The 13,553-nt window shown below is 64.0% G+C and carries 15 protein-coding genes; 11 read left to right on the top strand and 4 right to left on the bottom strand.

What is annotated here, in order from left to right; translation table 11 throughout:
• Window positions 1-178: 178 nt before the first annotated feature.
• From ACSFC5_RS00845 to ACSFC5_RS00820, 6 genes are all read left to right on the top strand, one after another.
• Window positions 179-703, top strand: coding sequence for a DUF7344 domain-containing protein (locus ACSFC5_RS00845; RefSeq protein ID WP_440763383.1), 525 nt, complete (start codon window positions 179-181; stop codon window positions 701-703).
• A gap of 141 nt (window positions 704-844) precedes the next feature.
• Window positions 845-1,102, top strand: coding sequence for a hypothetical protein (locus tag ACSFC5_RS00840; protein WP_440763382.1), 258 nt, complete (start codon window positions 845-847; stop codon window positions 1,100-1,102).
• A gap of 972 nt (window positions 1,103-2,074) precedes the next feature.
• Complete coding sequence (locus tag ACSFC5_RS00835) at window positions 2,075-2,569, top strand: hypothetical protein (RefSeq protein ID WP_440763381.1); 495 nt, start codon at window positions 2,075-2,077, stop codon at window positions 2,567-2,569.
• Between the two features lie 114 nt (window positions 2,570-2,683).
• Complete coding sequence (locus ACSFC5_RS00830) at window positions 2,684-3,010, top strand: EMC6-like membrane protein (RefSeq protein WP_440763380.1); 327 nt, start codon at window positions 2,684-2,686, stop codon at window positions 3,008-3,010.
• Window positions 3,011-3,012: 2 nt separating this feature from the next.
• On the top strand, window positions 3,013-4,827 hold the full coding sequence (locus tag ACSFC5_RS00825; RefSeq protein WP_440763379.1) for a ribosome biogenesis/translation initiation ATPase RLI: 1,815 nt from the start codon (window positions 3,013-3,015) through the stop codon (window positions 4,825-4,827).
• Window positions 4,828-5,119: 292 nt separating this feature from the next.
• Entirely contained in the window at window positions 5,120-5,674 is a 555-nt protein-coding gene (locus ACSFC5_RS00820) for a response regulator transcription factor (RefSeq protein WP_440763378.1), read from the top strand.
• 54 nt (window positions 5,675-5,728) lie between these two features.
• Here the strand turns inward: ACSFC5_RS00820 and ACSFC5_RS00815 are convergent, their stop codons facing one another.
• Window positions 5,729-6,250 carry an archaemetzincin family Zn-dependent metalloprotease gene (locus ACSFC5_RS00815; RefSeq protein ID WP_440763377.1) on the bottom strand — a complete coding sequence of 174 codons (522 nt, stop codon included), beginning with the start codon at window positions 6,248-6,250 and terminating at the stop codon, window positions 5,729-5,731.
• A 39-nt stretch (window positions 6,251-6,289) separates the two neighbouring features.
• Here ACSFC5_RS00815 and ACSFC5_RS00810 point away from each other — a divergent pair, with 39 nt between their 5' ends.
• The 3 genes from ACSFC5_RS00810 (at window position 6,290) to ACSFC5_RS00800 (ending at window position 8,611) form a co-directional block, all read left to right on the top strand.
• Window positions 6,290-6,697 (top strand): UPF0146 family protein, encoded by a 408-nt coding sequence (locus ACSFC5_RS00810; RefSeq protein ID WP_440763376.1) that lies wholly within the window; start codon window positions 6,290-6,292, stop codon window positions 6,695-6,697.
• A gap of 71 nt (window positions 6,698-6,768) precedes the next feature.
• Window positions 6,769-7,428: a DUF3267 domain-containing protein gene (locus tag ACSFC5_RS00805; protein ID WP_440763375.1), complete on the top strand. Its 660-nt coding sequence runs from the start codon at window positions 6,769-6,771 to the stop codon at window positions 7,426-7,428.
• A 307-nt stretch (window positions 7,429-7,735) separates the two neighbouring features.
• Window positions 7,736-8,611 carry a TIGR01548 family HAD-type hydrolase gene (locus ACSFC5_RS00800; RefSeq protein WP_440763374.1) on the top strand — a complete coding sequence of 292 codons (876 nt, stop codon included), beginning with the start codon at window positions 7,736-7,738 and terminating at the stop codon, window positions 8,609-8,611.
• A gap of 124 nt (window positions 8,612-8,735) precedes the next feature.
• On the opposite strand, the gene ACSFC5_RS00795 is transcribed toward ACSFC5_RS00800, so the two are convergent.
• The gene (locus ACSFC5_RS00795) at window positions 8,736-9,182 is read right to left on the bottom strand and encodes a response regulator (RefSeq protein WP_440763373.1); all 447 of its coding nucleotides are present in this window, start codon (window positions 9,180-9,182) and stop codon (window positions 8,736-8,738) included.
• 150 nt (window positions 9,183-9,332) lie between these two features.
• Between ACSFC5_RS00795 and ACSFC5_RS00790 the strand changes: the two genes are divergently transcribed.
• Together ACSFC5_RS00790 and ACSFC5_RS00785 are read left to right on the top strand one after the other, a co-directional pair.
• Window positions 9,333-10,943 carry an FAD-dependent oxidoreductase gene (locus ACSFC5_RS00790; protein ID WP_440763372.1) on the top strand — a complete coding sequence of 537 codons (1,611 nt, stop codon included), beginning with the start codon at window positions 9,333-9,335 and terminating at the stop codon, window positions 10,941-10,943.
• A gap of 105 nt (window positions 10,944-11,048) precedes the next feature.
• Window positions 11,049-11,654, top strand: a complete 606-nt coding sequence (locus ACSFC5_RS00785) for a hypothetical protein (RefSeq protein ID WP_440763371.1) — start codon at window positions 11,049-11,051, stop codon at window positions 11,652-11,654.
• A 48-nt stretch (window positions 11,655-11,702) separates the two neighbouring features.
• On the opposite strand, the gene ACSFC5_RS00780 is transcribed toward ACSFC5_RS00785, so the two are convergent.
• Both ACSFC5_RS00780 and ACSFC5_RS00775 read right to left on the bottom strand, forming a co-directional pair.
• A complete protein-coding gene (locus tag ACSFC5_RS00780) occupies window positions 11,703-12,536 on the bottom strand; it encodes a glycerophosphodiester phosphodiesterase (RefSeq protein ID WP_440763370.1) in 834 nt (277 codons plus the stop codon).
• Between the two features lie 81 nt (window positions 12,537-12,617).
• Entirely contained in the window at window positions 12,618-13,505 is an 888-nt protein-coding gene (locus ACSFC5_RS00775; RefSeq protein ID WP_440763369.1) for a hypothetical protein, read from the bottom strand.
• Between the last annotated feature and the right edge of the window lie 48 nt (window positions 13,506-13,553).

Below are 13,553 nucleotides of genomic sequence, written 5' to 3'. Positions count from 1 at the left end.
ATCTTGATGCGGGCACTCTGGCTAATCGTCATCGTCTTTCAGCGTGCAACAGATAGTCTGTGAAAACGACGATTATCCGCCTGAGGCAGGTGAGAGAGACTGTAGCACATTTCGGCGAGAAGGGTTATGTATCAGAAAGGCGTATTTTCGTGCTAGAAAGTATTTCATGGCGACGAAGATGGGGGAAGATTCGAACAGAGGTGAAATTTTCAACCTGCTGAGTAACCACCGTCGCCGGTACGCCATCCACTACTGCAAACGCGAGGACGAACCAGTAACGCTGGGCGACCTCGCCGAACACGTCGCCGCCTGGGAACTCGACAAAGAGGTCCAGGAACTCACCTCCGCGGAGCGAAAGCGAGTCTACACCTCTCTACAGCAGACGCATCTACCGACGCTCGAGCGAGCCGACATGATCGAGTTCGACGATCGAACGATCGAACTCACCGACGATGCGACGGAGTTAGACGTCTACCTCGACGTCGTTCCGGCGGATTCGATCCCGTGGGGAATGTACTATCTGGGACTGACCGCCGTCGGTGCGATCGTGATGGGGGGGTTGTGGCTCGAAGTCGTGCCGACGGAGACGGTTCCCGAACTCGGCTGGGCGACGCTGGTCTTTGCGTTGTTTGCGGTATCTGCGGTCGTGCACGTGGCAGAGAGCCGGCGGATGCGATTGGGTGAGATGGAGCGGCCGCCGTAGCGCACGAACGGGATCAACACACTCGCAGTTGTGTTCATCGTAGCGGGTGCATTGCTACTTGCTGGTCCTGTGTTCGGATTTACCACCGTAAGTTCGGATCGGGGAGTAGCTGCGACCACCGCATCCGATCAATCGAATGCCTTGCTCGGAATTACCGACCGGACGGAGACTGCCGATGTCAAAATTAGACCGAATACCGCGGGGGAGCCGGTTCGGCGCTCGGACAATGGGGTTGGAGTCGAATCCGCTGCTGAGCTAAGCGTCTCCGTGGTCGAATTTGCCGGAAAACCCGATGACGGGTTCGACGTTACTATCGAAGAAGAAGGTGGCGAGTATCCGATTGCCGTCGAATGTGCCGGCTCCGATGGTGGTACGAGAGCGATGGTCTTCGACATCTGAGCTTCCGGGACGGCACAAGTCGGTACAGCGTGAAAACCAGCAGACAGGTCGACGTCAACTGTGGCGGTAGCGGCGGTCCTGGCGGTGGTGGCGGCGGTCCTGGGGGGGACACCCGAGTTGAACGTGGTCACTGTCGAGCCTGCCGATGTCGGTATCGTAGAGTTCGGGATGAACAACACTGGTGATGATTTCCGCGTTCGTTCCGTCTCGGTCGATCATGCGACTCGAACGTGATTGATGGTGCCATGACGCTCACGATCGGCGGCTCTACGACATCCAGTAGCGAGAATCCCAGTTGGCCAACCGACGGAACGCGAGTCGATGTCCGCGGTGGTGGAAGGACGATCGAAAGCGGTGATACGGCAACCGTCGAGATTGACCAGTTCGATCGATGGATGACCCGACAACCCGCTTCCGGCCGTCCGAGTATCCGACTTCAGGTGTTTACAAACCAGTCGGCAACTGGTAATAAACAGTTCTGGAAAGAATGAACGTTCTGAACTGTTAGAGGTGCTTTATTGAATCGACCGATACCGAAGGTGTAGAACAGTACACCGGTCTGGTCCAGTGGGACAACAGTCAGAACGTATGCTTCAGCAACCGATCAGCAAAGTCGCAGTAGTGATGCTACTCGTGGGGACACTGTTACTGGTGAGTCCCTCGGTTAGCTTCGGTTCGCTGGCTGCTGACCGGGCGGTTGTCGCGACGACTGCCGATGACTCCGAGGCCCTGCTGGGGATCGAGAGCGAAGGAGACGTTACCGATACTGAACTGCGAGGCGACAGCGATCCGTTACAGGTTGGGACGCTGTACAACAACGCTGGCGAGAATCTCGAGATCCGGGACATCGTCGTCCATTCGATCGGCGACAGTAACGTTGACAACGACACTGTCGCTGTCGTCGATCCGCGACCTGGTGACGTAATCGGATCGAACGGTTCGGCGGCTGCTACCATCGAATGTGCAAACGACGTGAACCTCGGCGAACAAGAGGTAGTCGTTCGGATCAATAGCGTCTCGGGTCCGACGATTAGCATCGCGAACCCGACATTCTCTGCGACGGTTGATATTCAGTGTGGCAAGGGCCAGTTCAGCGGGACGACTAATCTCTCCGTGAGCGATGTCGGAACTGAGGAGACGACTCAGATCGTATCGTTCGATGTCGGTGCTCTGAAAAACAATGACGAGGCGGTGATTGACCTTTCATCTCCGCAGCAGGAAGGTGGCGTCGACTATTCGGCAGTCACTGATGAAGACTTGACAATCCGGAGTCAGGGGCACAGTGGTGATGCCACGTTCGATTCGGAATCGTCCTTGCTCACGTACAGCCCTCAGGGTAACGAGAACGGCCAACTGACTGTCGAAATTGCTACAATCGAGGTCGTCGGTGAGTCCGGCGAATCGTACGCTGTCACGTATTCGGATAGTACCGGGCGAGAAGACGGGACGTTCTTCGAGATTACGTAACAGATGAAGATTAGATCGATTTCGACGGGTTGCGTGCCGAGCTGGCAGCTAAATTCACTACGGCGAAAGTCGTAATGCGAACGCCTTTTTAGCCCCGCACTCGGACTTCCTCCCATGTCGACCGAATCGATCAGTGACCGACGCGAGCACATCCGCTCGATCAGCGTAACGTCGCTGGCAGCGCTGCTCGGCGTCGCCGCGGCACTCGCTTCGATGTCCATCACGGGCGACGCCGCCACGTTAGACGCAGCGGCGAGCGATCTCCGCGCGCTCATGCTCGTCGCGGGGGCGATCCTCGCTCAGTTCATCCTCTTCGACTTCACGAGTATCTACGGCGAGGACGAGTTCGGAGCGAAACACTACCTGTTCATCGTGTTCATGACGTTCTCGTTCTGGTTCGTAACGTGGGGCATCCTGCTGACTACGGGGGCCACGCTGTAACCATGGCGGACGACAGCATCGCCGTCGTAGACTTGGATCGGTGCCAGCCCGACCGCTGTAGCTACGAGTGTAAGAACTACTGTCCGCCGAACCGGACGGGCAAGGAGTGTATCACGCTTCGGGGCGAGGACGCCGACGAAGGCCAGCCCGAACAGATCCACATCTCCGAAGAGATCTGTCTCGGCGAGACCTGCGGGATCTGCGTCGAGAAGTGTCCGTTCGACGCGATCGAGATCATCAACCTGCCCAAGGAACTGCAGGACGATCCGGCTCACCGCTACGGCGAGAACGCCTTTTCGCTGTACGGGCTGCCCGCACCGCAGGAGGGACAGGTAACCGGGATCCTCGGTCCGAACGGGATCGGGAAGACGACCGCCGTGCGCATCCTCGCGGGCGAGCTCGAGCCCAACCTCGGCCGTCACGACGAGGACGTCGATTGGGACGACGTCCTCGAGGCCTACCGCGGAACGGAACTGCAGGACTACATCGCGGACGTCCGCGACGGCGAGATGACCATCTCGCGAAAGCCTCAGTACGTCGATCAGATTCCGAACAGCTTCGACGGCAACACCCGCGAACTGCTCGAGCGGACGGACGAGCGGGGCGAACTCGACTACCTGGTCGAACGGCTCTCGATCGGGCCCGTCATGGAGCAGGCGATCGACGACCTCTCCGGCGGCGAACTCCAGCGGGTCGCCATCGCCGCGACGCTGGCCCGCGATACGGACTTCTACTTCCTCGACGAGATCACGCCGTACCTCGACATCGGCCAGCGCGTGACGGTCGCGCGACTCATCCGCGAACTCGCCGAGGAGGAGAACCGCTCGATGCTCGTGGTCGAACACGACCTCGCGATCCTCGACCTGCTCGCGGATACGCTCCACGTCGCCTACGGTGAGCCCGGGGCGTACGGTGTTATCACGTCGCCGAAATCCGTCCGCAACGGCATCAACGAGTATCTCTCGGGCTACCTCGACAACGAGAACATGCGGATTCGGCCGAACCCGATCGAGTTCGAGGAACACGCGCCACGCAGCTCGGTTCGCGGTGAGACGCTCGTCGAGTACCCCGACCTCACCAAGAGCTACGGCGACGGCGAGTTCAGTCTGGACGTCGAGGGCGGCGAGATCCGACAAAACGAGGTGCTCGGCATCGTCGGTCCCAACGGGATCGGGAAGTCGACGTTCGCAAACCTCCTCACGGGCAACCTCGAGCCAGACGAGGGCGACGCCGATCTGGACCTCGAGATTTCCTACAAACCGCAGTACGTCACCATCGACCAGCACATGCGGGTCGACGCCTTCCTCTCCTCGATCACGGACCAGTTCGGCTCCTCGTACTGGAACACGGAGATCTCCCAGCCGCTCCAGCTCGAGCGAATCATGGAGCAGAACCTCTCGGATCTCTCCGGCGGTGAACGCCAGCGGGTGGCCATCGCGGCCTGTCTCTCCGACTCCGCGGATCTCTACTTGCTCGACGAGCCCTCCGCACACCTCGACGTCGAACAGCGCGTGCAGGCGACGAGCGCGATTCGCCGGTACGCCGAACAGCAGGACGCCACCGTCCTGGTCATCGACCACGACATCTACATGATCGACCTCCTCGCGGACCGATTGATGGTCTTCGACGGCGAGCCCGCTGTCCACGGTCGCGCCGGCACCCCACAGCCGATGCGCGACGGGATGAACGAGTTCCTCGCGAACCTCGAGGTCACCTTCCGCCGGGACGAGCGCACGTCGCGACCGCGGATCAACAAACCCGACTCCCAACTCGACCGCGAACAAAAGCGCGAAGGCGAGTACTACTACGCTCCCTGAGGCCGGCCGACCGTTCTCCCTGACGCGGGCTGGTTGTTTTCACGCGCGGCTCGCTGGGCAACATCTATAGTGATTCGGCCGGAATTTTCGATGGAATGGATTGGGGGCTGCTGACTACCGGTCGTCCGGGCGCGGGCGGTCTCGACGACGACAGCGACCGCCACCGGCCTCGCCGGCGGCTCGTCGCCGTCGGTGCGGGTCGATTCGCTGCCGAGTTCGTCGACGGGAACGGGTTCCGTCGCGAGTCACGTCCATCCGCAGGCGGACGACGCGAGACATCTCCGAGCGGTCCATGACGGCACGAGAGAACCGTCCGAACGCGTTCGAGGGTGACGCGAGCGAAACGCCGACCGACAGCGGACCGAGTGACGACGCCGACGAGTCGCGTGCCGGTACCGACCGTTCGAGTGACGACGCTAGCAAACCGACCGACACCGTCGCCGACCGTTCAGCCGGCACCGCCGCCGCCCGACCGGCCGACACGCCACACGTCCTGCTCCTCGAGGACGACGACTCGCTTCGCGAACTCTTGGTGCACAAACTCGAGTCGAGCGGCTACGAGACGACGGCACTGGCCGACGGGCGAGAGTGTTGGTCGTTTCTGTCGACCGGGGAACCGCCGGATCTGGCGCTGCTGGACGTCATGGTCCCCGGACTTGACGGCTTTCGCGTGCTCGGTCGGATTCGAAACGACGACCGACTCGAGGGCGTCCCGATCATCGTGCTGTCATCCCGCGGCCGGCAGGCGGACGTTCGCAGGGGGTTCGATCTCGGAGCCGACGACTACGTGACGAAGCCGTTCAGTCCGACCGCACTCGTCGCGCGGGTTCGGCAACTGCTGTCGTAATATCGGGCTGGCTCTCGTTTTGCTGGCCGGCCGGCTCGAAAATAGAGTTTCGCGTTACCGCACCAGTCGCTGACAGCTTCCACAGAGGTTCTCCTCTTTGATGTCCACCTCGCGGACGGTCGGCGAGAAGTTCATTACGCAGCGGTTGTTGTCGCAGTGCTCGAGGCCGTAGGTGTGGCCGATCTCGTGGACGATCTCCTTGCGGACGCGGTCCTGAAAGATATCGCTCGCGCTCTGGTTGGAGAAGCCGCCGTCGCTCGAGGTCTGGAGCCGGTAGGTCGAGACGACGCTCCCGCTGCCGTCGAGGTAGGCGAGACCGAAGACGTAGTTGCGCCGCCGGTAGAAGAGGTCGTGGGGTGTGACGGCGATGTTTTTCTCTCCGCGACCGATTCGTTCGGCAAGCTGAATGAACGTTTCGGCGGCGTACTGATTCCGGTCGGCGTCGTACGCGCCGTTGGGAACCGACTGGGCGTCGTTGATCGTGACGTCGCAGTCGTATACCGATCGCAACGCGGAGGAAGCCGCCCGCTTGACGTTGGCGGGGACGTTGCCGACCGGCACGATATCGACGAGCATGAAAACTGCTATGACCGCGGATGGCATAAACGTCCCGCCGTGGCCCACTCTCGCCGGAACTCGGACCTACTCGAGACGCTTTCGGAGTACGAGCGGGTCGTCGAGGTCGGAATCGGCCGCCGAACCGACGTCGCGGCTGCGCTCGCCAACCGCGGCGTCGACGTTACCGCGACCGACATTCACGGCCGCGAGAGTCCGGAGACCGTACGATTCGTCCGCGACGATATCGTCGATCCTGACCTCGAACGCTATGCCGACGCCGACGCGATATACGCGCTGAACCTCCCGCCGGAGCTCCACCGCCCGACGCTCGAGGTCGCCCGCGAGGTCGGTGCCGACTTCCTGTTTACGACGCTCGGCGGCGATCAGCCCGCGGTGCCGGTCGAGCGCCGGACCGTCGACGCCGGGACGCTGTACGTGGCTCGCTCGATGGGAGCGGACGAGTGATCGATACGCGATCGATCCCTTGACAGATCGGTCCGAACGAGTTATCGGGATGCGAACCCTTCCGAAAACCGATGCCCGTCGAGTACGCGCTGATCGCGGCCGCGGTCGTCGCCGCGCTCGTGGTGCTGACGGCCGCCATCGTCGGCGTCAGCTACCTGCTCTCGCTCGCGCTCGTCTGCTTCACCGCGCCCGGGGTCGTCGTCCACGAGTTCGCCCACAAGCAGGCCTGCGACCTCGTGGGCGTCCCCGTCGTCGAAGTCGTCTACTTCAGGTTCGGCAATCCGCCGGGCTACGTTCGACACCACCAGCCCGAACGCTATCGCACGTCGTTCGTCATCAGCGTCGCCCCGTTTCTGGTGAACACGATCGTCGCGTTCGTCGCCTTCCTCGCCCTCGCGTGGCTCGTGAGCACGACGGGCGACGCCGGCTCGCCGGCCGCCGTTCTCGATACCCTCTCGACCGCCTCGCGCGAGACGCTCGCGCTCGCCGGCCTCTGGGGCTGGTGGGGCCTGTCCGTCGGGATGCAGGCGTTTCCGAGCACCGGCGACGCGAACACGCTCTGGGCGCGCTCGAGAGCCGAGTGGCGACGGTCTCCGGTCGTGTTGCTCGGGGTTCCCGTCGTTGCCGTGATCTACCTCGCGAACCTGCTCTCGTGGCTCTGGGCCGACGTGCTCTACGCGCTGGCGCTTGGCGTCGCCGCGTTCTACGTGGTCGGCTCGCTGGGATTCTGACGGCGCGTCGACCCACGTGCGGTGGCGCGCGCTTTGGCACGGTGAGTCACTGACGAACCGTGCCTCAAAATCGTGCGAGATCGTCGCGAGTGAACCGAGCGACTGCGTGGAAGACGCAAAACGTCTTCCTTTGGATGAACGAGCGATCGGAGGGAGTGAGTGAATCGGTTGGGGAGGGTGTGGAAATCACTGCTGCCAGCGTGAGCAGAACGCTCGAGTTAATCGATAACCGTTGGAACCCACTTGAGAAATTTTATCGAGAAGCGAATCCGACCGCCTTTATCCGTGGGACCTCGTCTGAACACGCATGAACGCAGATGCTGTCGTCCTCGATATCGACGGCGTGCTCGTCGACGTCGAAGACTCCTACCGGCGCGCGATCCTCGAGTCCATCGAGCGCGTCTACGACCGGACGATCCGCAAGGCCGACATCCAGCAGTTCAAGGATGCCGGCGGGTTCAACAATGACTGGGAATTGACCTATGCCGCCGCGCTGTACGTGCTCGCGACGAGCGAGAACTACGGCGAGTCGATCGACGACTTTACCGACGCAATCGCGACTCGAGGCGGGGGTCTCGAGGCGGCCGAAGACGCGATTCGGGACGAACTCGGCGCGCGGGCGACTCAGCGTGTGATGAACCGCTGGGACCGCGAGCAGCTCCGGGACGTCTTCCAGCAGCTGTACCTCGGGGCCGACCTGTATCGCGGTCTCGAGGGCGGCGACCCCGATATCGAGAGCCGCGGCTTCATCCACGACGAACCGATCCTGCTCGGGGACGAGACGCGCGAGCACCTCCTCGAGAACTACGATGTCGGCGTCGTGACCGGCCGGCCGGAAGCCGAGGCCGAAATCGCCCTCGAACGCGTCGGGCTCGAGCGCGAGATTCCGCTCGAACACCGGTTTACGATGGACGACTGGGAGGAAGGGAAACCGCACCCCCACGCCCTCACGACGCTCGCCGACCGGTTCGACGCGGACACCGTGGTCTTTGTCGGCGATACGTTAGACGACGTTCGGACGGCTACCAACGCGGCCGAGGCAGACCCGGAACGGGAGTATCACGGAATCGGCGTTCTCACCGGCGGACTCACTGGCGAGGCGGGCCGGGAGAAGTACGCTGCCGAGGACGCGGCGGCGGTTCTCGAGTCGATCGACGACCTCCCGGCGCTGCTCAAGGAGTGAGGTCGTGGAGTGAGGTGGGGGTCGAAATGAGGTCGATGGGATCAGTGGGGCGAGGTGAGGTCGGAGACATGAGAGGCGAGACCGACTCGAGGAGAACCGATGGTTCCGGTCGGCGGACGACGGCTCACGCGTTTGCCTTGGGGTACCGGACGCAGTCGAACCAGAACTGCTCGATGGAACGGACGAGCACGTCGACTTCCTCGGTCCCGCTTGGCTCCTCGATAGCGGCGTTTGCGTGGAGATCGTACGCCCGACGGACCTCGTCGTCGTCCGTCGTCGTCAGCACGATCACGGGGATCGATTTCAGCTCCGGGTCTCCGTTGAGCCTCGAGAGGACGGCATCGCCGTCGGTTTCCGGCAACTGGGACGGGAGCAACACGAGGTCCGGTCGAGGACTGTCGGCGTACTCGCCGCGCCGGTGAACGAACTCGAGTGCGGTCGCGCCGTCGGGAACGGTGTGGACCTCCGTTGGAGTGGGGACGTCCGCGAACGAATCGACGTACAGACCTGCATCCTCGGGGTCCGGTTCCACGAGTAGTATCGAAATGACGTCCTCGGGCGGCGGTGTCATGACTCGTATAGGAACGCCGACACGATGAATGGCGCGGTTTTCGGGATCGACCACGGGAGCACGAGAATGAAGACGGTTCCCGGCCGACCGGCCGACTTGCACCTCCGCCCGCCCCTTTTTTGCCTCCCGTCGGTGTAGCCCGCCGCACCAATGCCCGAGTTCACCCGCGACGATCTTCCCGGTGTTCCGACCTCACCCTGGCTCGCGAGTACGCTCGAGTCCGAGGGCGACGGAGACCCGGCCGGAACCGATCCGGCGCGTGACGAATCGACGGCCGACGAGCGCGAGACCGACTCGCTCGCGGGCGATCGCTCGGTCGACGTCGCCGTCGTCGGCGGCGGTATCGCCGGGCTCTCGACGGCGATCGAGCTCCGCGAGCGCGGCCGGACGGTTGCCGTCCTCGAGCGCGATCGAGTGGGGACCGGAATCACGGGCAAGTCGACTGCGAAACTGACCAGCCAGCACGGGGAGATCTACGACCACCTGCGCCGGGAGTTCGGCCGCAGGCAGGCGAGCCAGTACGCGCGGGTCCAGGAGGAGGCCATCGACGAGGTCGAACGCCGGATCGACGAGTTGGGGATCGACTGCGGGTTCGAACGCCAGCCGGCCTATCTCTACAGCAACGAACCCGACGCGATGCGGCGCGAAGCCGACGCCGCGCAGGCCGCAGGGCTCGGGGCGACCTACGTGACCTCCGTCCCGCCGTTCGAACGCGCCGAAGCGGGTGTCCGGTTCGACGACCAGGCCTGGTTCCACCCCAGAAAGTACCTCCTCGGCATCACGGACGAGCTCCGAGCGGACGACGGGGGGACCGTCTACGAACACACCCGCGTGACGGACGTCGAGCCGGGATCACCGTGTCGGGTCCGAACGTCCGAGGGATCGGTGACGGCCCGGCGCGTCGTTATCGCGACCGGATTCCCCATCCTCGATCGAACGGGCTACTTCGCGCGGATGCACCCGAAACGCTCCTACGTGCTCGGGATTCGCCTCGACGGCGAGCCGCCCGAGGGGATGTACTACCGCTCAAGCGGCAGCTATCGCTCCGTGCGAACGCACCGCGATTCCGACGGGGACCTCCTGCTCGTCGGCGGCGAGAACCACAAGACGGGACAGGGCGGTTCGACCGCGGACCGATACCGACGACTCGAGCGCTGGGCGCGCGAGCGGTTCCCGGTCGACGAAGTCGCCTACCGGTGGTCGACGCAGGACTACAAGCCCGTCGACAAGGTGCCGCTCGTCGGTCGAATCGGGGCCGCCGAGAACGTCCTCGTCGCGACCGGCTTTCGCGGCTGGGGGATGACCAACGGCGTCGCCGCCGGAAATCTGCTCGCCGCGACCGTCGCCGGCGAGGAGCCGCCCGAGCGCGACCTCTTCTCGCCGCTGCGGTTCACGCCGAAGACGTCGGCCGGGAAGGCCCTCACCGAGAACGCCGACGCGGCGAGCCAGTTCGTCACCGACTGGGCGCGGACGTTACTCTCGCCCGACCTCGAGTCGATCGAGCCGGGAGAGGGGCGGATCGTCCGTCGGGGCGGGAAGCCCATCGCCTGCTCGCGCGACGACGATGGCGACCTCCACGCAACGTCGGCGATCTGTACCCACCTGTACTGTCTCGTCGAGTGGAACGACGGCGAGGCTAGCTGGGACTGTCCCTGCCACGGATCGCGGTTTTCACCCGATGGCGAGGTGCTCGAGGGGCCGGCGAACGAGCCGTTGCCGACGCGGCGAGCGTCCTCGGATTCGGACCTGAATAGAGAGTGAGTCCGAACCGAATCCGAACTCGGCCCGACAGTTTCGCCTCTCACATCCGTTCTAACCAGTCAATAAACCGAACAATTATGTAGCATCTCGTACGAAATTCGGTCGATGTCGAATACGCGACGTGCTGGCGTCGGCGGACTGATCGTCGATCTCGGCCGCGCTGTCGGGACGTTCTTCGGGCTCGCGTGGCTGTGTTTCGTCGTGGGGATCGTCCTCGCTCGAGCCACCGAGACGTCGCTGGCGGCCGTCCCCGTCCCGGCCGAACTGGTTGCGTTCGGGGTACTCGCCGTCGCCTTCGTCGGCACGAGTTGGCTCGTCGACGGCGGCTACGAGCGACTCGGGGCCGATCCGAGCGGGGGCGCGACGTTCGCGTGGCTGGCGGTCCTGTTCGTCCCGCTCGCCTTTTTCCCGGCGCGGCTCGCGCTCGGATTCCTTGTCGGCGAATCCGGCGTGCTCGACGCCCTGTTCGTGCTCGCGACCACGCTGGTCGCGGGCTGGCTCGCGTTTTACGGCGGGCTCGAGCGACTGGCCCTCGCGCCGGACGACTTCCTCCGGGTCGCCGTCTTCGCCGTTGCGCTCGGATCGATTCCCGTTGCGGCGGTCCTCTTCGCCGATATCGAGTGGCTGACGACCGACCTCGCCGCCGCGACCGTCGCCGCGGGCGTGCAGGGCGCGGCCTGCTGGTTCGGCTTTCGGACGGCCGTTCCCTGAACGAGCGCACTCGTCGCGACGTCTGCGAGGTGGAATTCGGCCCGCGAACTACGACGTCCGCGAGACCGTTCCCAGCCCCGGATAGTCGACGATGATCCCGTCGACCCCCGCGTCGGCCAGTTGCGCGAACTGCTGCCAGTTCGTCACCGTCCAGACGTTGACCGCTCGTCCGTCCGCGTGGGCTTCGGCGACGATATCGATCTCCGGTTCGGCCTCCGGCAAGCCGTCGTACGGCGTCGTCGCCAGTGCGGTTCCGGCGATCGCGTTTCGCGGCGGGTGGATCGCCTCGCAGTCGTACCGGCGTGCGATCTCGAGGCCCGCCTCGAGGTCGTCCCAGACGAGCGCCGCGGCCGGGTAAGTAGGGCCAACCTCGCGGACGGCAGCCAGCGCGCCCTCGCAGAACGAGGAGTAGAGGATCTCGCCGTCGAACGCGCGACACTCCTCGACGACGCGCTCGACGAACGGCTCCCAGATCCCGCGTCGGTCGTCGCGCTCGTCCGGGGCGAGCGACTCGGCGAACCGCAACTCCGTCGTCCCGGGATTCTTTAACTCGACGTTGACGCCGACCGTTTCGGGGATCGCCTCGAGGAACCCGGCGAGCGTCGGAACTGTCGCATCGGTGCCGAGCACGCGAGTCGTCTGGAGGGTTTCGAGATCCGTCTCCCAGACCAACCCCGCCGAGTCGGTGAGCGGGCGACCGTCTCGAGTGCCGCCCAATCGCTCGTCGTGGATGACGACTGGCGTTCCACAGGCCGCCGGCTGAACGTCGATCTCGAGCATGGCGGTCTCGTCGCGTTCCGCCGCGGCCACTGCGGCGCCGACGGTGTTCTCCGGTGCGACGCCGGCGAAGCCGCGGTGAGCGATGACGGCTGGCGTGGTCATGGTCGGACGACGGCGGCGAGGCTATTGGGTGCTGTGTTCGCTCGAGAACGGTGGCCAACGCGAACGCGCTGTGGCGGCCGATCAGGGCTCGTAGGTCTCCCGGTGGACGAGCAGTTCTTCGCCGTCGACGATCACCGTCACGACGATCTCGTCGCCGTCGGGATCGAACTGCGAGGAGAACCAGGTCATCGGAATCGTGTAGTCGTCGTCGCTGTCTTCGGGCTCGTAGACGGAGCTCCCCCGCCCCTCACTCTCCGAGTACGCGACGATCTCCTCGATACTGCTGTCGATCGAGTCGACGAGGTTCACCCGCACCCTTTCGTCGTCAGTGTCGAACTCGAGGTCGTCGACGACACGATACGTCTCGTCGTCGACGGGGTCGCCGTCGGGAAGCTCGGTCGATTCTTCGTACGGGAGGAACACGCGCCACTCGCCGTCCTCGGTCAGCGCGATGAGCGTCTCCGACTCCGTGACCGTCTCGCCGGCGATGGTCGTTTCGGTCTCGACCGTCACCAGTGCGGCGTCTTCGCCTGCCAGCACGTCGTCGAGATCGACGTCCTGGAACCAGAACTCCGCGTACGGGAGATCGCGAATCTCGTCGGTCTCGTACGACTCGTCGGCGAGTTCGACCGCGTAGTCGCCGACGGCGTCCATCTCGAACGTCACGTCTTCGTCTTCCTCCGCCTCCGCCGCCATTGCCGCCGGATCGAACGGATGGTGCGTGTGCATCGCGTCGGCCATCGCCTCGAGGTCCTCGTCCGCTCCGGCCGCCATGTACACCTCGACCGCCTCCACTGCGCCGTGTTCGTCGTCTTGCGCTCCGTTTCCGTCGGTGCCGTTTCCGGTATCGTCTCCGTTCCCGTCGTCGTCGCCGTTTCCGTCATCGTCGGCACCTAGCTCGCTGACACAGCCAGCAAATCCGGCCGCGGCTACCGCGCTGACGGCTGCCAGATACGAACGTCGTTCCATACCGACGCTAACCTGTAGGAGAGAATAAATTTTTTCATGCGACTGTCG

Origin of the sequence: Natronorubrum marinum (assembly GCF_052040125.1) — an archaeon.
Lineage (GTDB): Archaea > Halobacteriota > Halobacteria > Halobacteriales > Natrialbaceae > Natronorubrum.
This window is presented reverse-complemented; position numbering and strand designations above follow the sequence as displayed.